General features: G+C 26.4%; 20 protein-coding genes. 16 read left to right on the top strand and 4 right to left on the bottom strand.

Annotation, left to right across the window (positions count from 1 at the left end; all coding sequences use genetic code 11):
- The first annotated feature begins 414 nt into the window (after window positions 1-414).
- The 16 genes from MSCUN_RS02195 to MSCUN_RS02125 all read left to right on the top strand — a co-directional run bounded on the left by MSCUN_RS02195 (window position 415) and on the right by MSCUN_RS02125 (window position 19,539).
- Window positions 415-5,166: a beta strand repeat-containing protein gene (locus tag MSCUN_RS02195; protein WP_095608198.1), complete on the top strand. Its 4,752-nt coding sequence runs from the start codon at window positions 415-417 to the stop codon at window positions 5,164-5,166.
- Between the two features lie 479 nt (window positions 5,167-5,645).
- Window positions 5,646-6,059, top strand: coding sequence for a hypothetical protein (locus tag MSCUN_RS08255; protein ID WP_109582956.1), 414 nt, complete (start codon window positions 5,646-5,648; stop codon window positions 6,057-6,059).
- A complete protein-coding gene (locus tag MSCUN_RS02185) occupies window positions 6,031-8,856 on the top strand; it encodes a beta strand repeat-containing protein (RefSeq protein ID WP_146192105.1) in 2,826 nt (941 codons plus the stop codon). The genes MSCUN_RS08255 and MSCUN_RS02185 overlap by 29 nt, the downstream gene beginning before the upstream one ends.
- Window positions 8,850-9,401 carry a hypothetical protein gene (locus MSCUN_RS02180; RefSeq protein WP_095609128.1) on the top strand — a complete coding sequence of 184 codons (552 nt, stop codon included), beginning with the start codon at window positions 8,850-8,852 and terminating at the stop codon, window positions 9,399-9,401. The genes MSCUN_RS02185 and MSCUN_RS02180 overlap by 7 nt, the downstream gene beginning before the upstream one ends.
- 7 nt (window positions 9,402-9,408) lie before the next feature.
- Window positions 9,409-10,110, top strand: a complete 702-nt coding sequence (locus tag MSCUN_RS02175) for an Ig-like domain repeat protein (RefSeq protein WP_095609127.1) — start codon at window positions 9,409-9,411, stop codon at window positions 10,108-10,110.
- 254 nt (window positions 10,111-10,364) lie between these two features.
- Complete coding sequence (locus MSCUN_RS02170) at window positions 10,365-10,733, top strand: nascent polypeptide-associated complex protein (RefSeq protein WP_095609126.1); 369 nt, start codon at window positions 10,365-10,367, stop codon at window positions 10,731-10,733.
- A 358-nt stretch (window positions 10,734-11,091) separates the two neighbouring features.
- The gene (locus MSCUN_RS02165; protein WP_095609125.1) at window positions 11,092-12,132 is read left to right on the top strand and encodes an NYN domain-containing protein; all 1,041 of its coding nucleotides are present in this window, start codon (window positions 11,092-11,094) and stop codon (window positions 12,130-12,132) included.
- Window position 12,133: 1 nt separating this feature from the next.
- Entirely contained in the window at window positions 12,134-13,348 is a 1,215-nt protein-coding gene (locus tag MSCUN_RS02160) for a hypothetical protein (RefSeq protein ID WP_095609124.1), read from the top strand.
- 82 nt (window positions 13,349-13,430) lie between these two features.
- On the top strand, window positions 13,431-13,781 hold the full coding sequence (locus MSCUN_RS08185; RefSeq protein WP_095609123.1) for a hypothetical protein: 351 nt from the start codon (window positions 13,431-13,433) through the stop codon (window positions 13,779-13,781).
- A 145-nt stretch (window positions 13,782-13,926) separates the two neighbouring features.
- Complete coding sequence (gene argJ, locus MSCUN_RS02155; protein ID WP_095609122.1) at window positions 13,927-15,123, top strand: bifunctional ornithine acetyltransferase/N-acetylglutamate synthase; 1,197 nt, start codon at window positions 13,927-13,929, stop codon at window positions 15,121-15,123.
- A complete protein-coding gene (locus tag MSCUN_RS08470; RefSeq protein ID WP_109582964.1) occupies window positions 15,111-15,212 on the top strand; it encodes a bifunctional ornithine acetyltransferase/N-acetylglutamate synthase in 102 nt (33 codons plus the stop codon). Before argJ ends, MSCUN_RS08470 begins: the two co-directional genes overlap by 13 nt.
- Window positions 15,213-15,293: 81 nt before the next feature.
- Window positions 15,294-16,190: an acetylglutamate kinase gene (gene argB / locus MSCUN_RS02145; RefSeq protein WP_394338961.1), complete on the top strand. Its 897-nt coding sequence runs from the start codon at window positions 15,294-15,296 to the stop codon at window positions 16,188-16,190.
- Between the two features lie 162 nt (window positions 16,191-16,352).
- The gene (locus MSCUN_RS02140) at window positions 16,353-17,228 is read left to right on the top strand and encodes a ribonuclease HIII (protein WP_095609121.1); all 876 of its coding nucleotides are present in this window, start codon (window positions 16,353-16,355) and stop codon (window positions 17,226-17,228) included.
- A gap of 41 nt (window positions 17,229-17,269) precedes the next feature.
- Window positions 17,270-18,298, top strand: a complete 1,029-nt coding sequence (argC, locus tag MSCUN_RS02135) for an N-acetyl-gamma-glutamyl-phosphate reductase (RefSeq protein ID WP_095609120.1) — start codon at window positions 17,270-17,272, stop codon at window positions 18,296-18,298.
- A gap of 232 nt (window positions 18,299-18,530) precedes the next feature.
- Window positions 18,531-18,995, top strand: a complete 465-nt coding sequence (locus MSCUN_RS02130; protein WP_095609119.1) for a flavodoxin family protein — start codon at window positions 18,531-18,533, stop codon at window positions 18,993-18,995.
- 67 nt (window positions 18,996-19,062) lie between these two features.
- Window positions 19,063-19,539: a flavodoxin family protein gene (locus MSCUN_RS02125; RefSeq protein ID WP_095609118.1), complete on the top strand. Its 477-nt coding sequence runs from the start codon at window positions 19,063-19,065 to the stop codon at window positions 19,537-19,539.
- A 117-nt stretch (window positions 19,540-19,656) separates the two neighbouring features.
- Here MSCUN_RS02125 and MSCUN_RS02120 read toward each other — a convergent pair whose 3' ends face one another.
- From MSCUN_RS02120 to MSCUN_RS02105, 4 genes are all read right to left on the bottom strand, one after another.
- A complete protein-coding gene (locus tag MSCUN_RS02120) occupies window positions 19,657-19,836 on the bottom strand; it encodes a hypothetical protein (RefSeq protein WP_095609117.1) in 180 nt (59 codons plus the stop codon).
- Between the two features lie 365 nt (window positions 19,837-20,201).
- The gene (locus MSCUN_RS02115; protein WP_095609116.1) at window positions 20,202-21,086 is read right to left on the bottom strand and encodes a Mur ligase family protein; all 885 of its coding nucleotides are present in this window, start codon (window positions 21,084-21,086) and stop codon (window positions 20,202-20,204) included.
- A gap of 230 nt (window positions 21,087-21,316) precedes the next feature.
- Window positions 21,317-21,637, bottom strand: a complete 321-nt coding sequence (locus tag MSCUN_RS02110; RefSeq protein WP_245837672.1) for a hypothetical protein — start codon at window positions 21,635-21,637, stop codon at window positions 21,317-21,319.
- Window positions 21,588-22,325 (bottom strand): AAA family ATPase, encoded by a 738-nt coding sequence (locus MSCUN_RS02105; protein WP_095609114.1) that lies wholly within the window; start codon window positions 22,323-22,325, stop codon window positions 21,588-21,590. Before MSCUN_RS02105 ends, MSCUN_RS02110 begins: the two co-directional genes overlap by 50 nt.
- Window positions 22,326-22,397 lie beyond the last annotated feature (72 nt).

The following is a 22,397-nucleotide window of genomic DNA, read 5'->3' as shown; positions in this document are numbered from 1 at the left end:
TTACAACTAACTTTTTTTCTTTTTTTTAAAAAAAATAGTAATCATATCTTTAAATAAAAAATAACTTACAAATTAAATATAAAATAAAATATAAACTAAATCTAATTATAAAAAAATTAATTTAAACTATTTTTATAAAATATTTTCATCTAATCTTTCTTACCAAGGGGGGGGGGGGGAAATAGTTATGTTTTATAATTCTTTATTTTTAATTTAAGAGTTTTAAATTTGATGTTATTTTTAAATATCTGATTTTTGTAGACATATAATTTAACTATTCATTTTATATTTAGTTTTATTAAAAGTTTCTTTATTTTATAATTTGAAACTTTTTTCAAATATTTAAAAAAAATGAAAGAATAGTAATTGAAAAAATATCCACATTTTTTGTGGAGGAAAAAAAAATGATTTTTTATGAATAAAAATAGCAAATACCTATTTTTAGGATTAACACTACTAATACTACTAATATCAATAGGAAGTATAAGTGCAACAGACAACACAACAAGCACAACAAAAATAAGTACAACTGATACACCAAATGAAGTAGTAACAACAAGTAATCCTAAAATAGAAGATAAAAAAATAGAAACAAAGAAAATAAATAGTAAAAAAGAAATAAAAACCATAAAAACAACAACACAAAAAGAAAATACAAATAAAACAGTTAAAAAACAAACAACACATATAATAAATAATAATACCATATCACAATACTTTAATAAAGAAAACAACTACACACTATCAGATAAAGTAGCAGATGGAGATACACTAGATATTCGAGGAAATATCTCAAATCACGATGATAAAAATCTTTCAATGATCATTAACAGGCCAGTAAATGTTATATCAAGTACAAAAGATGCTTATATTGATCTTAACACAACAGCAGGAAGCTTACTTGGAGATAATCCAGGTACACGTTTTGGAATAGTTACAGGTGCTGATTATACAAATGTAACAGGAATAAATCTACATAATACACAATTATGGGTAAGTGCTGTAAATCATGTAACACTTGATAATATAAGTGCAGTTGTAAAAGATCAAAGAGTAGGAAGTGGAGTAGGACAAACAAGTATACGTGATGGATCAGAATATATAACAGTACGAAATAGTTATTTTTTCACAGAAAATAATGGGGGAAGTAGTACATTTGTACTAGCATTTGCAAATTACTGTAATATTGATAATTGTACAGTAGAAGCAGGAGAAGGTGCTGGTAATTTATTCTACTTTAATGTATTTAATATTAATGTTAATATGACAGGAAAAGTAGTTAATTCATTTAATAATGTAACAAACTGTATAATAAGACCACTTGATGGTGAAAAAGACATATCATCAAGTTTAATGTTAGGTGGAGAAAATAATACTTTTATTAATAATACAGTTCAAGGTTCAGCTACAGGATATTCTAAAGGTTCCATATTCATTAATAATACAATATCTTATGTAACTGCACAGAATATAACTTTAATAAATAACACAGTTCTAAAAAGAACTACAATATCAGACTCATCACAGCTTACTGGAAACAATTTAAATGAAGTTATTATTGACATGGCAACTGGTGCAAATTCTACATTTAATAATAATACTATGACTAAATTTACTATAAGTAACTCAAGAGCAACAAATGTGACATTTGAAAATAATACAATAAATGGTACTGATGAAATTGTATTAAATATTAAATCATCAAATAATATCATCCGAAATAACTATATTGTAGGTAAAGCAGGATGTGGTGATAATGTAATAAATATTAATAAAGCAAATAATATTTATGAAAATAATGGACCTGTTGCAATTCAATATAACATTACAGATAAAACATATAAAGATTACTTTGATACAAATGGAGTTATTTTATCAAATATTACAAATTACTCAACATTAAATCTTATTGGAGAATTTAATAATAAAAATTTCACAATAAAAAATGTGAATGTAGCACTTAATGGTTGTGATGCAATACTAAATAATGCTACAATAAATGTAGATGAAAATTCAATAGTTATAATTAGAAATATCACTATTAATTCAGAAAATCCAAATGCTATTATTTTAAATTCAAACTATAATCTTATAAGAAATATAACAATAATTCATAACATACCAACATCAACAATTATAGTAAATGGTAATTCAACAATTATGAATTACACTAGAATACTAAAAACAATTACAACAAATACAGATAATAATTTAGATATAATTCAAATTAACTCAAATGATAATATACTTTTAAATACAAATATGACTATTATTTCAGATGTATTCCAAAATAATATCACAGCATTAAATATTGAAAATACATATAACAATCAAATAAACAGAAGTAATATTAATATTACAACTCAAAAAGCTAATGGTGTTATAATTAAAGATAATTCAAACATAACATTAAATTCTAATAAAATACTACTTAATACAAAAGAAGATACTCAGGGAATTACTATAATTGGAAATTCATACATGGTAAATTTAAGATCTAATACAGTAAGTATTAATTCAACTAGAAATGCTACAGGAATTATTATAAAAACAAATAGTACTAGTGAAAACGATACCTTAATATTAAATAGAAATGAAATTAACATAAATTCTAATAAAGCTGTTGGAATAATTGCAGATAATAAAAACAATAACTCAATATCAGTAAACAAAATTAATATTAATACAACTATGGATGTACAAGGAATAATATTAAATACTGAAAAAATAACCTGTTCAAGTAATACAATAAATATAATTTCAACAAATAATCTTCAAGAAAATATTGGTTTATATGTTAAAAATACAAACAATGCAAAAATAAATTTTGGAACTTCAAATATTAATGCAATAAATGCATCAGCAATTAAACTTATAAATACAAATAATACAAATATTTCTGGAGGAAATTTATATTCAATAAATTCAACTAATACAATAAATATAATAAATTCAAACAACATCATTTTAGATAAATTCCAGACAACTGTATTTAATTCAAATGTAATATCACTTATAAATTCACCAAATTCCAAAATAACTAATTGTAATATAATACCTCTTAATACAAGTTATAATGCTTTATTAATTACAAATTCATCAAATAGTGAAATAAGTTCTAATAATATAACCTTAGATAATGCAACATCTAACATAATAACAGTTATTAATTCATCAAATAATACTCTTGAATATAATAATATTCTTATAATTCACACTGATATAAAACCAATATCACTTATAAACTCACCAGGTAATAAAATTTCTAACAATTATATATTTATAAATAAAACAACTGGGGGAAATTCAGCAATACAAGTTGATGAAAATAGTAAAGAAACCATCATTACAAACAATACACCAAGTACAATAAAATTCCTAAATAATCAAACATATAATCAATATTTTGATAAAAATGGAGTATTTAACCTAATAGAAGATGAAGTAATACTAATAATTACATCAGACATTATGGGAGTAAATTTAGAATTTAATAAATCAAATATATTATTAACAACATCAGGATACCATACATTATACAATACAACAATAATAATAAAAGATAATGCAAAAGTTGAAGGTTCAGATCTAAATATTATAAATACAAATAACAATCCAATTTTCATAATAAACAATACAGAAAATAATGAAATTATAAATTCAAATTTAACATTAAATGGAACTAATCCAACACTCATAAAAGTCAATGGTAATGGAACAACAATAGAAAATATAGATCTAAACATGGTTAATATAAAAATAAATGGTAAAAATACTACAAAAATAGCAGAAGTAACAAATGGGTATTTAAGTTTAACTGAGTCTAATATTAAAATGACTGGGAAAGAAATAATATCATTTAAAAATAATATTACTAAAATAGATGTAAATTATAATAGCATCATACTCAATGGAGAAAGAATAACATTTATGGATGATACTGATAATATTGAAACTTATAATTTCATTCAAAATAATATAAATATTACAGCAAAAAATCCTGTAAATTTAATACATATAAAAAATAACAAATCCTATTATTCAAATATCAGATATAATATAATAAATGTAGATGTTGAAACACCATTTAATGGAAGAGTACCACTTATTAATGCAACACCAAATGACCTACTATATAATACAATTAATATAACTGATTCATTAAATAATTCAATTCTAGGTGATGAAGCATTAATAGGAGAAAGACTATATCAAAATAATCCAGTTACAAAATACCATGTTTTCATAAATACTACAACCAACTCATTAAAATATAATCAAGATGCTAACATAACAATTAAATTAGAAGACATATATCATGGAAATATAAATGGGACAATGAATATAACAATAGGTGGTAAAATCTATGAAGTAAATGGTACACAAATAACAATATCATTACATCCAAAATCAATGAAAATTCCAATAATAATTAATTACATTGATTCTAAAAACAAATACTTACCACTTGAAAACTATGTAGAAACACTTAATGTTTCACGTGGTGATGCTCAAATACAAGTTACTGTTAATTCTGAAATCTATGCAGGTCAAAGTATTACACTTACTGCTGTAATATCTGATAATGGTGAACTTATAAAAGATGGTTATGTAGCTTTCAAACTTAACGGTGTAACATTAAAAGATGCTGATGGAAACAGAATAAAAGTACGCGTAATTAACGGTGTTGCAACACTCAAATACACAATACCAAGTAATTATGCAGCAAAAGATTACCTGTTAACAGCAGTATTCTCAAATGGTAACTATGATCGTGTAGAAGTAAACCAAACAGTAACAATAATACCATCAAATGTATTCATACAACCTACAAGTGTATACTATGAAAATGGAAAACTAATAATAAAAGCAGAGATTAAAGATGCAATAACAAACAAAAACGTAGCAGTAAGAACAAAAGTAACACTAAAAATCAGTGGAAAAACATTTATAAACAAAATGATAGTAGAAAACGGAACAATAACAGTAACACAAGACATGAAATTCAACAACGGTATTAAAACATTAACAATAGTATCAGGACCAAATAGTAAATATAATGTAAATGAAATAAATGTAAGTTTCATGGTAACAAACACACCAGTAAAACAGAGTAAAAACAGTACACTAACAACAACAAATGAAAACCTAAAAGCAAAAGTATAAGATCATTCTATACAACAATTAACCCCCACTTACTTTTTTTTATATTTTTTTTTATATACATTAACTAATTTTTAATTATTCATAATTTAAACTATTTTTATAAAATATTTTCACATAATATTTCTTACAAAGGGGGGGGGGGGGAAATAGTTATGATTTATATTCTTATATTTTGAATTTAAGCGTTTTAGATTTGATATTATTTTTAAATACTTGATTTTTGTAGATATATAATTTAACTATTCAATTTATGTTTAGTTTTAATAAAAGTTTATTGATTTATAGTGTTTCTTAATAAGTTCTACTCTAATTATTTTATATTCAAAAGTTAATGAATTAAGTAGTAAATAATATATTTAGTCAATTTAACAATGAATAAGAAGTTTAAAAAAAAATTATTTAACAAAGAAATATGTCACAAACTTTTAAAGAAATACTATAATATGAGATAAACTTTTTTGGAGGAAAAATGATTTTTTATGAATAAAAATAGCAAATACCTATTTTTAGGATTAACACTACTAATACTATTAATATCAGTAGGAAGTATAAGTGCAACAGATAACACAACAAGCACAACAGAACAAATAAGCACAACTGATACACTAAATGATGTAGTAACAACAATTAATCCTAAAATAGAAGATAAAAAACTAGAAACAAATAAAACAAATAAAATAAATAAAATAAATAGTAAAAAAGAAACAAAAACAATAAATACGAATAAATCAGTGAAAAAACAGACAACACACATAGTAACAAATTCTACAGTAACACAATACTTTGATAAAAATAATAATTATACTTTATCATCTAGTGTAGCTGATGGTGATACACTTGATATACAAGGAAATATTTCAAATCTTGATGATAAAGATTTCAATGATCATTAACAGACCAATAAATGTAATATCAAGTACAAAAGATGCTTATATTGATCTTAACACAACAGCAGGGAGTTTAATGGGAGATGCTCCAGGAACAAGCTTTTCAATAATAACAGGTGCTGATTATACAAATGTAACAGGAATATATATTCATAATACACAATTATGGGTAAGTGCTGTAAATCATGTGACACTTGATAATATAAGTGCAGTTGTAGAAGATCAAAGAGTAGGAAGTGGAGTAGGACAAACAAGTATACGTGATGGATCTGAATATATAACTGTAAAAAATAGTTATTTTTCAACAACACGAAATGGTGGAAGTAGTACATTTGTACTTGCATATGCAAATTATTGTAATATTGATAATTGTACAATAACAGCAGGAGAAGGTTCTGGTAATCTTTTATATTTTACAACTTATAATGTTAATGTAAATATGACGGGAAAACTAGTTAATTCATTTAATAATGTAACAAATTGTAAAATAATGCCACAAACAGAGGGAAGTGGAGTATCATTAAGTGTAGTTATAAATGGATATAATAATACATTCATAAACAACACAGTTAAAAGTGGAGGAATATCACCACAATGGACTGGAGGATCTAGTATGGGATGGGAAGACCCACATCAAGCACATGGTTATGCAAACTACACATTTATTAATAATACAATTAGTGGTCAAGTTGAAGTTATTAAAGGTTCATCCTTTATTAATAATACAATTGGATCAATATATTTAGAAAATAATACAGTAATAAATAATACTATAACATATACACAAATAAATTTAACTTCTCAACTTAATGGAAATAATTTAAGTATTGTTGAGATTTTAAACATTAATGCTTCTAATTCTACAATTATAAACAATACAATTGGTAAAATTAAAGTAAATAATGCTAATGTAACAATTAAAAATAATATTATAAATGGTAGAGAAGAAATTATACTAGATGTTACATCTGAAAATAATATTATTTGTAATAATCAAATAACTTCAAGAGCATTATGGTGTGATGATGTAGTTAATGTAGATCGAGAAAAAAATATATTTGAAAATAATACTCCAAATGGAATAGAATTCAATGTTACAGATACAACATATACTAATTTCTTTGATGAAACAGGTAATGTAAGATCAAATATAACAAATTTCACAAGATTAAATTTAGTTGGAACTTTTAATAATAAAAATTTCACAATAAATAATAAGAATTTACAAATTAATGGGATAGATGCTATATTAAATAATGCAACATTTATTATTGATAATCAAGCAGTTGTTGTTATTTCAAATCTCACTATTAATTCAGAAAATTCAAAAGGAATTATTATAAATTCAAATGATAATATCTTAAGAAATTTAACTATTATTCATAATACACCTACTTCAACTTTAATTATATCTAATGATTCAACATTTATTAAAAATATTCAAATAATAAAAAATATTACAACAAATACAAATGATAATCTAGAAATTATTAATATAACTTCAAACAGTAATGAAATTTCAGACTTAAATATAACTATAAAATCTGATGTATTTACAAATAATATCACTGCATTTTCTATCAAAAATACTAATAATAATCAAATAAATTCAAGTAATATTAGTATGAATGTATTAAGAGCAACTGGAATTATGGTTAAAAATAGTTCAAATATTGAATTAAATTATAATGATCTATTTATAAATTCACAAATAGAATCTAAAGGAATTATTATTTCAGGTAATTGTAATGAAACATCTTTAGAAGATAATAATTTAGAACTAAAATCATTAAATCAAACTTATGGAATTATTTTTACAAATATTACAATTGATAATCTTACTTATAAAATGAGTAGTAATATTATTAATATTAATTCAAAAAAAGCAGTAGGTCTGATTATGGATTTGAAAAATTATAATTTTATACAAGAAGGCTATTCTAATTCCATATCTATTAATGCAACAGAAGATGTTCAAGGAATAATTTCCACAGGATATTCTACATTTTGTTCTGTTAATGTTTCTTCTTTAAAAAATATTGAAACAAATTCTGCAATTACATTAATTTCATATAAAAATAATATAAGAAATTTAAGGTCTGTTAGTGCAACTAATGCTTCAGTTCTAAGAGTATTAAATTCAACAAATGTTTCATTAATATTTGGTAGACATGTACCTGTGTATTCAACAAATCCAATTTATTTAATTAATTCAACAAATATCACAATAAATGAATTATATATGACAATATCAAACTCTAATGCAATTAATATTATAAATTCATCAAATAATGTAATAAATTATAGTAATATTACAACAAATAATACAAACTCTAATGTAATTTCATTTATAAATTCATCAAATAATGTGATAGAATATAATAATATTACTGCAAATAATACAAATTCTAATGCAATTTCACTTATAAATTCATCAAATAATGTGATAGAATATAATAATATTACTGCAAATAATACAAATTCTAATGCAATTTCACTTATAAATTCATCAAATGTTAATATTACAAGAAATAATTTAATTTCAAATAATAAAACAGGTGATGATGCTATAGTAATTGATAAAAATAGTATAAATAGTATAATTGAATTAAACACACCAACAATACGTATCTTAAATAATCAAACATACAACCAACTATTTGATAAAAATGGAATGCTAAAAATAGATAAAAAAGAAATAATTCTTCAACTTACATCAGATCTTAATGGAGTAAAACTTGGATTTAATAATACAAATACTCTTTATAAAAGAGGATCATCAAATGGAACAAATCTTTGGTAAAACTTGGATTTAATAATACAAATACTACATTAATAAATAATGGAAATTACACCTTATTTAATACAACAATAATAGTAAAAGAAGAAAGACAAATTAACATTACCAATTTAAGAATAATAAATACAAACAATGAACCAATATTCATAATCAATAATAGTGGTAATTTAATAACAAATTCGACATTAATATCAAATGGAACAAACTTAACAGTTATAAAAATTAACGGTAATGGAGAAGAAGATTATAATTTAAATTTAACTAATGTAAACATAGATGTAAATGGAAATAAGACAACAAAATTAGCTGAAATAAATAATGGATATCTAAGAATAACTTATTCTAGTTTAATAATAACAGGAAAAGAAATAATAACATTTGATAATAATTATACTAAAGTGGTAGTTTCCAATAATAACATTACACTTAATGGGGAAACAGTAACATTTATGAATAATGATTATACTAAAGAAGTATACACTGTATCATATAATAATATAAATGTCACTGCAAAAAATCCAGTAAGTCTAATACATATCAGAAAATGAAACATATATGAACATTACAGGACATACTGAATTATTCAATGTTTCACGTGGAGATGCTAAAATACAAGCTACAGTTAACAGTGAAATTTATGCAGATCAAACTATTACACTTACTGCTGTAATATCTGATAATGGTGAACTTATAAAAGACGGTTATGTAGCATTCAAACTTAACGGTGTAACATTAAAAGATGCTGATGGAAATAGAATCAAAGTACGCCTAATAAATGGTGTAGCAACACTAACATACACAATACCAAGTAATTACTCAGCAAAAGATTACTTATTAACTGCAGTATTCTCAAATGAAAACTATGCACGTACTGAAGTAAACCAAACAGTAACAATTATACCATCCAATGTATTCATACAACCAACAAGTGTATACTATGAAAATGGAAAACTCATGATTAAAGCTGATATTAAAGATGCAATAACAAATAAAAACGTAGCAGTAAGAACAAAAGTAACACTAAAAATCAGTGGAAAAACATTCATAGATAGAATGATAGTAGAAAACGGAACAATAACAGTAACACAAGACCTAAAATTCAACAATGGAATCAAGACACTAACAATAGTATCAGGACCAAACAGTAAATACAATGTAAATGAAATAAATGTAAGTTTCATGGTAACAAACACACCAGTAAAACAAAGCAAAAACAGCACACTAACAACAAATGAAAACCTAAAAGCAAAAGTATAGAATCAGTCTATACGACAATTTTAATCCCCTTATTTACTTTTTTTTTAATTTATAATTTTTTTATGTAAATGATTTATTCTTTGATATTTTTTTCTATTTAAAAAAGTGTACTTTAATATATTAAAAAAGATAGATATTATATAACAGATAGAATAGTAAGAAAATTATTAATTTTTTATTATTATAATTAAATCAAATAAAACTAAAAAAAGATAGAATATAAGAATATTCTTAATTATGGAGGAGTAGTCAATATGTTTCCAGGTGGAAAAATTAACCCAAAACAATTAAAACAAATGGAAAGAACCATGAAGAAGATGGGTATGAATATGAAGGAGTTAAATGATGTTGAAGAAGTAATTATTGTACTTAAAGATAAGGAAATTGTCATTTCAAATCCTGAAGTTAGTATTATGAATGCTATGGGACAAGAAACCTATCAAATTGTTGGAGATTCAAGTGAAAGACTTAAAGGAAGTTCAGATGAGGATGTAGAAGTTGAAATTGATGATGATGATATTGAACTTGTTGCATCACAAACTGGTAAAAGTCGAAAAGAAGCAGAAACAGCACTAAAAGAAGCAAATGGTGATCTTGCAGAAGCAATTATGAAACTATCATAAACTAATAGAAAAGTTATGATTTTTATACTAAAAAAAACTAACATTGAGGATTAAAATCCTATTTTTCACCACCTTTTATTATTTTAATCTTCTTTCTTAATTATTCAAAAAAAAATATTTTTTTTTTAGAAGTAGATTTTTTTTCTAAAAAAATAAAAAAAGAATTCTTTTACTCTAATTAAAAAATAATATAAAATTAAGAAAAATGCAATACTGGTTTAGTTTTTTTTTAATATGAAATAAATATAAAAATCATGTAAAAAATAAGTATAATCATAATCTATAAAAAGAATTGTACAAAATAAAAATAAAAAAAAACTTTAGAATAATATATATTAAAAAAAATATAGGTGATCTTTTGAAAATTATTGTTGATGGGTCAAATGTAGCATATTATGGACAAAAACCCAATGAAGAAACAGGTAAAGTAACTCCGAGTTTAAAAACTCTTAAAGTAGCAATACATACACTCAAAAAACTAGGTCATGAACCATTAGTTCTAGCGGATGCACCTCTACGACATGAAATTGATGATAAAGATGGCTTTAATGAAATGATCCAAAACGAGGAAGTATTTCCAGTACCAGCAGGAACAATAGCTGATCATTACATATTAAACCTTGCATATGAAGAAGATGCAAAAATATTATCAAACGACTTCTTCCGTGAATATCAGGATGAATTTCAAGATATAAGTAGTAGAAGACTACCATACAGGGTAAAAGATGGAAGATTCCAAATAGGAAAACCATCACCACCAAAGAAAGTAAAAAACATACTACAAAAAATATGTTCAAAATCACTAAATGAATTTGAATCACGAGGATTTGACGTATATAAATCCAAAAGAAACAATAAATTCTCAGGTCTAGCAGTAGCACAAGAAGCAATAAACCGGGTAAATGACGAAGAAGAAAATGCAATAGACACAAAACTAGAAAATGTCTTCATGAAAATACCAATACTAAATAAACTAGTAGGAATAGTAGATGAAGAAATAGAAGATTCAGACTTCTTAATCTTTGTACTAGTCAACCCAAAAGACTACAAAGAAGCCGTTAAAAACGCAGGAACAATTGCAGTAACAGTTAAAAACAAGTTAGGATTAGATCATTCACCACTAGTAGCAGTGAGAAATGACCTATTTACAAGACCAGGAGCATTTGAACTAAATATTATATACTCAGATGAAATACTAGAAGAATCTCCATACAACCTTGATATCATAATAAATGACTCAGACTACTCATTTATAAAACATAACTCAAGAAACATAGCAAGTACACTTGCAGGCAGACTTGGAACATGGAAATTCCCACGCGTAGCAGTAAAACCAAGTATGCTAATGGAAAAACCAGGACAATTTGAAGTTTCCATAGAAAGAGGAGGAAAAAATTAAAATGGCTTTAGAAAGAATAGAAAAAAGCCTCTTTTCTCACCTTCTTCATAAACGAGTTATAAGCATAGGAACTAACTACTATGCAACAAATGATCTAGAAAAAGAATATGTATCACTAATAAATATGACAAAAACAATGCTAGTTGAAATACAACCAGCAGAAATAAACAGTAAAAGCATATTCCAAAACCTGGAACGAGAACTAGATCAACGTGACATACCCTTAAATCGTAAATTTATCGAAATAAAACCAGCAGAAAACACGGTAAATGAATATGCTCTTCTAAGTAACATCATAATGGGAAGTGACAGATACCTCTACATAGAACTATTCGAAAATTCACCAGTAATAGACATGTTTACCCAAATGGTAGAAGTTGTTGGTGGAAAAATCATCGAAAAAAGCAGAACAGAACTAGTAGCACACATGCCCTCCAAAAAAGAAAGCATAAGAATAGCAATACAAATGATTTCACTCGGAATGAAAAAAGGTGTTAATGTAAGAGCAGCAGTAGGAATGACAGGAGCCGCATCAATAGAACGAGCAATAGAAATGAATGCTGTAATACACCAAACATCAGGTGTAGGATTCACAAAACTCGGAGGAGAATACGGGGTAATATTTGAAACTGTTCCAACAAATGAAAAAGTAAAACTTGAACCCGTTGAAGTTGATAACTTCATGTACATAGATGCAAAAGACTCCACAGGATTCATAGAAAAACATGGAAAAGACAAACTAATTGAAATAATGAATGATATTAATGCATACATAGCAAATGAAAGTGAAGGAAAAATAGAAGGATACAGAGTAGGAGGAGATGACCTAATAATCAACTTCCCTAACAAATCAATAGCACTAAAAACAGGACTTGACTGTGCATGGTATGCAATGAACAATGGACTAAACCTACGTGTAGGAATTGGAAACAGCAGACGAGAAGCAGGAGAAAACGCACATATAACAGATTATGTAAAAATACGAGATCCAACACCTGTAATAGTATTTGACCTAGCAAACGGAAAATACGCATACTACATACCAACAGAATTCACAAGATCAGCAATAGACTACATATCAAGTAGTAAAATGACACTATTTGCAATATTCATCTTCGTATTTTTAGCAACACTCATAGGCTGGAACACAGGAAATCCATGGCTAGGAGTCATAGCAACCATAATAGCATTAATAATCATAGTAATCAGAGAATAAAAATAAAAATAATAATAAAATGTGAGGAAAAAAATAGCAAAAAAAGATAAAAAAAAACAAAAAAATATTTATGAGGTAAAATATGGGTTCAGAACTAAACTCAAAATTAATGCTCGCAATAATAGTAGCAATAGTAGCACTATTATGCGGCTCAGTAGGAGCATCAGTAATACACTTTGATGTACCCCAACTAAACCTAGGAGATAATAATACCAACAACACAACAGACAATAACACAACAGTAAATGAAACAATAAACGAAACAGACAACAACACTACAACAACAAACACACAAACATACACAACATACAAAAAACCAACAACACCAACCAAAAACTATACAAAACCGAAGAAAACATATAATACGTCACATCAAGGTAGTGAAAATACATATAATAATAAAAATAATGATACTTGTAGTACCACAGGATAATATAGTTTATTTTTAATCTCCTTATTTTTTCTTTTTATTTTATGAACCTTTTTTTTTAATAGAGTTAACTTTTTATCTTTTTATGTAATGTAATTATAATTTAATAAAAAACTTTAAAAAAATATAAATGGATGTGATTTTTTATATGAAACTTTTAGATAATGGAATTTGTTCAATTGATAGTATACTTGCAAGTGGTTTTCGTGATGGTAAATATGGTGTTAGTGTAATTTATCATAAGGATTCAACAGCTGTAGGTGTTTATACTCAAAATAAGGTGTATGCTGCTCCTATTGATGTTACACGAAAACATTTAGAAAATGGTAAAATTTCAGCTATTATTGTTAATAGTGGTAATGCTAATTGTTATACTAAAGAGGAAGGATTAAAAAATGCTGAGCGTATGGCTAAGTTAACTGGTGAAGTTTTAGGTATACCTTCTGATGATGTTGCTGTTGCTTCTACCGGTGTTATTGGTCGTCAGATGCCTATGGATGTTATTGAACCTGTAGCTATGGAGTCTTTAAATAGTCTTGGTAATAGTCGTGAAAATGCAACTGATGCTGCAAAGGCAATCATGACAACTGATACTGTGCCTAAAGAGTGTGCTGTTGAAAGTGAACTTGTTGATGGTACTAAATTTAAGATTGCTGGTATTTGTAAAGGATCTGGTATGATTGCACCTAATATGGGAACTATGCTTGGATTTATTACAACAGATCTTGAAGTACCACAAGATGAACTACAACAACTACTACGTGATAGTGTTAAACGTTCATTTAATATGGTGGTTGTTGATGGTGATCAAAGTACTAATGATACTGTAATTCTTATGAGTACAAATGAAGTTAAAGGTAATGTTGATGATAACTTTAAAGAAGCACTTGATTATGTATGTATAAGTCTTGCAAAACAAATTGCAAAAGATGGGGAAGGTGCAAAACACTTCATAGAAGTAACATGTCATAATGCAAAATGTGAGGATGATGCAATAACAATAGCACGAAGTATTGTCTCATCAAGTCTTGTTAAAACAGCAGTATTTGGTGCTGATCCTAACTGGGGTCGTATAATAACAGCAATGGGATATTCTGGTGTGGATTTTGATCCGGAATGTGTAAGTATTTCTATTGAATCTGATGATTTAAAAGCTGATATTGTTGTTGATGGATGTGTTATGACATATGATAATCCTGAAATACTAAAGAAAGCTGAGATGATAATGCAACATAAAGAGATAATAATCACAGTAAGTCTTAATGATGGTGATTGTTATGCTACAGCATATGGCTGTGATTTAACATATGATTATGTTGAAATTAATGCTGAATACACAACATAAAACTTAATGATGGTGATTGTTATGCTACAGCATATGGCTGTGATTTAACATATGATTATGTTGAAATTAATGCTGAATACACAACATAAAAAAAAATAAATAATAACAAAAAAAAAGAATGAAAAGAATAATAAACAAAAAAAAATTAGAAAAGGAGATTTAAGATAGTTATGGTTGAACAAGAACAAATAGATATAAGTAATGTTTTAATTGAAGCACTCCCATACATAAAAAAATTTCATGATAAAAAAATTATGATAAAGTATGGTGGACATGCAATGGTAGATGAAAATGCAATGAGTTCCACAGCACGAGATACAGTACTGCTAAAATATGTTGGAATGCAACCAATGGTAGTACATGGTGGAGGACCTGAAATATCACGTTCAATGGATCGGATGGGAAAAGAACCACAATTTATTGGTGGACTTAGAGTAACAGACGAAGAAACCATGGATATTGTAAAAATGGTACTAGTTGGAAAAATTAACACAGAAATAGTATCAAAAATAGGACTTCATGGAGGAAAAAGTCTTGGAATATCAGGAAAAGATTCATTCCTTCTTGAATCATCACGTAAAGGACCAACACAAATACAACATGAAAATGGTGAAATACTAGAAGTAGACCTTGGATATGTGGGAAAGATTGATAAAGTAAATAGTGATTTAATAGAACATCTTACATCAAATGATTACATACCTGTAATTTCACCTATTGGTATTGATAAAAATGGAAATACACTTAATCTTAATGCTGATACAGTTGCAGGATCTATTGCATCAGAAGTAGATGCAGAAAAACTAATAGTACTAACAGATGTACCAGGACTTCTAGCTGATCCTGATGATCCTGAAAGTCTTATACGTCGTGCTCGTGTTGATGAATTGCGTGAACTTATTGGTGATGGTACAATATCAGGTGGTATGATTCCAAAAATTGAAACATGTATTAATGCTGTTGAAAATGGTGTTAAAACAGCTCATATTCTTGATGGTAGACTTAATCATTCAATACTTCTTGAAATCTTCACAAAACACGGTATAGGAACAATGATACGAGAATAACTAAGATATTCCTATTAATGTCTTTTTAATATTATATCATGAAAAAAAATTACTTCAATAATAAAAAAAAGGAGAGTTTTTTTTTCATGTTTATTTTTTTTTTATTACTCTTTTTTTTTATAAATCCTCAAAAAAAATGCTTAGGAGGCTTATGTTTTTAATATGAAATCTGTTAAACTTGATGATTTTGAAGTTGAACGTTTTATGAATATAACACGTAATCTTCATCATGAAAAACCACACCAATATGAACAAGTACGTATTAAAGATAATGGTATAGTATTTATATTATATAATTCAAAAAAACTTGTTTATAATGAAAATCCACAGACTGTTGATTTACTTAGCTTAATTGTAAATAAGAAAAGAACACTATGTAACAAAAAACAAAAAACGCCAAATAATTCAGCATGTAATATTCAAAGTTATACTTATACTATAGGCTCTGATGAAACAGGTAAAGGTGAATGGTTTGGACCTCTAGTTGTATGTGCTGTATGTACATCACAAAGTGAAAATCATAAACTACAACAATTAGGCGTAAAAGACAGTAAAAAATTATCTTTAAATCAAATAATAGATCTTTATCATAAAATCGAAAAACTAGGCATAAAACATGAAATAATAGCACTAAAACCATTTAGCTACAATAAACTATATGCTAAATTTAAAAAAGATAAAAAAAACCTAAATCACATGCTAGCATACCTACATTCAAAATGTATAACAAATCTACTAAAACAATTAAATACACATGATGTAGTCATAATAATAGATAAGTTTGATTCAAAAAAGATGAATGAATATCTAAAAATAGATCCAGAAATTAAAGTTATCCAAGAATCTAATGGTGAACGTTACACTCCTGTTGCTACAAGTAGTATTATTGCCAAGTATCATTATGAAAAAATTTTAAAAGAAATAGAAAAAAGATATAATATTAACACTAAAAAAACAAAAATCGAAGATATAGATAAAAATATTCTAGATAAGGTAGCAAAAACACACTTTAAAAACGTGCAAAAATACCTAAAATAACAAAGAAAAAAATAAAATAAACTAAAGGATGTTAAAATAAAATGAGTAAAATAGATGTAGCAATAATTGGAGCAAGCGGATATACAGGTGGAGAACTAATGAGATTACTTATTAACCACCCAAATGTAAACATAAAATATGTTACAAGCCGTAAAAATAAAGGAGAAGATGTATCAAACCTACACCCAAATTTAGAAGATGTAGATCTTAAATTTTCAAATCCAAATCCTGAAGACATAGATGCTGATGTAGTATTTAGTGCACTTCCTCATGGAGCTTCAATGAAACTTGTACCACAATACCTAGAAAATGGATCACGTGTAATAGATCTAAGTGGAGATTTCAGATTTTCTAATATAGAAGATTATGAAAAATGGTATAATATCAAACACATCCACCCAGAAATTGAAGCTGTATTTGGATCTCCTGAAATTAATCGTGAAAAAATAAGAGATGCAACACTAATTGCAAATCCAGGATGTTTTGTAACAGGTGCAATACTTTCATCACTTCCAATAGTTGAAAATGAATTAGTAGATCGTATAATATTAGATAGTAAAAGTGGAGTAAGTGGAGCAGGAGTAAATCCAACAGCAAGTTCACATTATCCAACATGTGCTGATAACATAAAACCATACTCAATAACAAATCATCGTCATACACCAGAAATACGTGAACAACTAAGAAACTTTGGATCAGGTAATGTTAAAGTATCATTCACACCACATCTTGTACCTGTTATTCGTGGAATTTTAACAACAAATCACAGCTTCCTTCTTAAAGATGATGTTTCAGTTGATGATATCTATAACTTATATGCTGAATACTATAAAGATGAACCATTTGTACAAGTATTAAAAGATAATAAAATACCACTACTTGCAAGTGTACGAGGATCAAATAACTGTCAAATTGGTGGAATTAGTCTTGATGATGAAGATCAACTAGTTGTAATATCAGCAATAGATAACCTTGTAAAAGGAGCATCAGGACAAGCAATACAAAATATGAACATAATGTTTAACTTCGATGAAACAGCAGGACTTAAAAACGTAGGATTATATCCATAGAAAAAAAATATAATACTTCTCCACCTTTATTTTTTTTTAATTAAGCAAACTTCTTTTATTTATAGCAATAAGAAAAAAAATTGTAAACATATTAAATCCCCTTTTTTTTAGATAGACTTTAGGTTGTATAAAAAAGAATATTGTATAAACTTATAAAAGATATGTTAGCTATATAACAATAGTATAAATAATTTAATAAAAATCAAATAATTATAAGGGGAGTGTATTAGATATGACAGATCTAGTAGTATATTACACAAGAACAAATAAAACAAAAATGGTGGCAGAAAAAATAGCACAAATGAAAAATGCAGATATGCTTGAAATTATAGATAAAAAAGATCGTAGTGGAGCACTTGGATATATTGGTGGTGCAATAAGTGCAGTGAGAAATAGTTCAACACCAATAGAATATGATGTGAAAGATCTAAGTAAATATGACATAGTATATCTAGGATCACCTGTCTGGGCATCAAAACCAGCACCAGCAATACGAGAATATATAGAACAAAATGATTTTAGTGATGTTAATGTTGTAACATTTGTAACAATGATGGCTAGTGGTGAAAAACCAGCACTTGAAATTATGAATGATATGATACAAAAACAAGGTGGAAATGTAATAAAATCATTTGCAATAATAACAAAAAACACAGATATTGATGAATTAACACAAAAAGCAATAGAAGAAATCTAGAAAAAAAATATTATCTTATTAAAAATTTAAAAGAAGAATAAAAAAAAGTAGGAGTATATTTGATAAAATGAAATCAGCAGTAATTTATTATTCAAGAACAGGAAAAACTAGGTATGTTGCAAAAGAAATTGAGAAAATGACAGATGCAACAGATATGGAAATAAAAGATCTAACTAACAGATCTGGAATAAGTGCATATATAAGCTATGCTATGGATATATTTGATAATAAGATAACTTATATAGAACCAAAACATGTAGATATCACAGATTATGATAAAATTTATATTGGAACACCTGTATGGGGATCAAATGTAGCACCTGCAATATTTGAAATTATTAACAGAACAGATTTTAGATGTAAAGATGTTGTAACATATGTAACATTTAAAGGTGCAGGTGAAATTAAAGCACTTGATGTATTAAATAATCTTGTCAGACAAAAAGGTGGAAATATTATAAAATCATTTGCCATATCATCTAGTGATGTTAATGAATTTACATTTAATACACGTCGTGCACTTAAAAATCTTGAAAACTACTAAAAAAAAGTTTTAGTTAAAAAAAAAGGAGAGATATTTTTTTTAGGTGAAAAGATTAAAAAAAAGATTATATGAAGATAATCTCCTTTTGATATACTACTTTTTTCTTCTTTATTTTTTTTATAACTCATTTTTTAGTTTATTTTTTACATCATCCCATACTGCTTGTTCTTCTCCACAACCTGTTATTAGAACATTATCATATTCAGATTTTTGGGTGAGTTTTATTATTTCATTTATTTGTTTTTCAAAGTCATATTCAATAGGATAAAATGTACAGTTTAGTCCTTCTTTTTTCATTTGTTCATAGTAACTACGTGCTATGTCAACTGATACTCGTCCTGGTATTACTGTGATAAAGTCAGGATTATGATTTTTTATAACTTCCAGATGATCTTTAAATATTTCTTCTTCATTTACATCAGGTGTTGAGTATATAAATTCATATGGTTTTGATTTTATTTCTTGAAGGAAAAGGTTAGCATTTGCATTTAGTGCATCTCCATTATCTCCTTGTCCTAGTCCTACTTTTTTGTTTTGATAATCAATTATTTCAAATCTTCCTGGTGGTAGGATGTTAAATGTTAGATTGTTATAGTAACTTGCTAGTTTTTCATTTATTTCATCTGGAGTTTCACTGTAGCATGCATATGTTGTTGCTGATGCTAAAACGTTGTATATGTTATATATTCCAAATGTGGTAGTGTTAAATCTACATTTATTGGTATTTTAGATTGTGTATTTACATTATATACATTACCTTCTATTGTGATGTTCATTTGTGTGTCTGTTATATCAATATGTGTTACTTTTATGTCAGGTTCTGGTCGTTTAAATCCACAATCACATTCATATATTCCACGTTGATTCATAAAGTTATGTGTATATGTTAGGGGTTTATCACAATTTGGGCAGAGCACTTCTCCTATTGATTTATCTGATATGTTATCTACATCAAATCCATAATAAATTACAGTACAATTATCTTCTTTGTTATTACCAATATAGGTTGTGTTTGGATCATCAGCATTTACAATCACAATACCATCTTGCATATCTTTTGATAGAAGTGTTTTAGCTTTTATATAATCTTTAAATGAGTTTTTAACACCTAACACTTGGGTGTGTTCTCGTGATATATTAGTGTATACTACACACATTGGTTGTACTTGTTTTTGTACAATATGAGGTTGTCCATGTTTAATATCACGTATTCCATATTCAAATATTCCTATATCTGCACTTTTTGATAGTAGTGCTGTGGTTAGTGCATATATTGTATTATTATCTACACTTTTTGTAACATTAAAATCTCTGCTAAATAGGTCTATTATCATTGTAGTTGTGGTTGTTTTTCCATTAGTTCCTGTTATTAGTATGGATCCTATTTTTATTTGATCATTTACTAATGTATTTAGATTATCTACTCCATTTATTTTTAGATACATATATCCTGGGTATGCTTTTCCTCCTGTTGGAAGATATTTTAATCCTTTATATGTTAGTTTTCCTATGGATTTAGCAATTTTGTATTTTAATGTTTTTGCCATGATAAAAAAATCCCCTTTTCTATTTTTTTTGTTATTAAATTTTAGTTTTCCTATTATTATAATGAGTTTTATATTTAAAAAAAATATTTTTTAGTTTTTACTAGTTTTTTTTTAATATCTTTTTTTTACTAGTTTTATTATCTATTAAAAGTAGTATTTATAATAATTAAAAGTTTTAATGATTTAGTATTATTTTAAAAAGAATTAGGTGGTTATGATAATTAAATAAGTTAATCATCATCTGTTGTTAACCATTCAATTATATCATCTGGATTATTATGTGTTTTTGCTATAACTTCAATGTCACCTAGTGCTGAGAGTGATTCATCAAGTATGTTGAACTTATGGTTGTATGCTGCTTGTTTATTTATGTAAAAACTTACAGTTTCATCAGTTTTTGTTGTGTTCATTATGTTTTTTGCAAGTTTTTGTGAGTTTGTAATTTTGATTATATCACGTATTGTTTCAAGAAGTTCTATGTCTCCTTCTGCTATTAGGTAGTCATCTTCTGTTTGTCTTAGAATGATGCTTTCTGGGATCATATTTTTGATACTGTTTTCTACCTTTTTTAAACTTTCTGTTTTGTTTAATTTTGTTTTTATTTCTACTTTTATGTTTTTTAGGCTTGATTTCATTTGTGATCAGTGCTCGTACGTTATTTTTAAATATTTGTATTGGTCCTTCATTTATTAGCATGTAATCTGCTAAGGATATTACATTTCCTATTCCAAATTTTAGTTCTCGTCTATCTCTTTCTTGGAATTTTTTGAAATCTGTTGAATCATCGCTTCTTTTTCTTCTTTTTAGTCTGTTAAATCGTGATTCTGGATTTGAGTGTATTGCTATTACTTTGAAGTTTTTGAAGAATTTTTTGAAGTATTTTACTTCATATGGACTTCTTATTCCTTCGATGATGTATACGTCTTGTTCTATTTTTTTGTATTTTCTGGGAGCTTTGTTTTTATTTTTATTATGGATCTTTTTTACTTGTGTTTTCTTTTTAAACCTATGATTTTTTGCATGGTTTTGTATATGTTTAACACACCTGTCTGCTACAACATTATTTCCATATTTTTTTCTAAGATTCACAGCCGCTTGTGCTGTTGAACAATTATTTAATTCAGCTTCCTTTCGTATTACATCACCCATACTTATTGTATGAATATTTTCTTTTTTGGCAATTCGTGATATTATACTCTTTCCTGAACCTGGCAGACCTGTTACTCCATATACTTTCAATTAATTTAACACTCCAATTAATACTATATTATTTTTTTTTCCATCCTTATAAAAAGGTGGATTGTGAGAATT

Source organism: Methanosphaera cuniculi, assembly GCF_003149675.1.
Classification (GTDB): Archaea; Methanobacteriota; Methanobacteria; order Methanobacteriales; family Methanobacteriaceae; genus Methanosphaera; species Methanosphaera cuniculi.
Note: the sequence above shows the minus strand (reverse complement) of the source record. Positions and strands in the feature narration are given on the sequence as shown.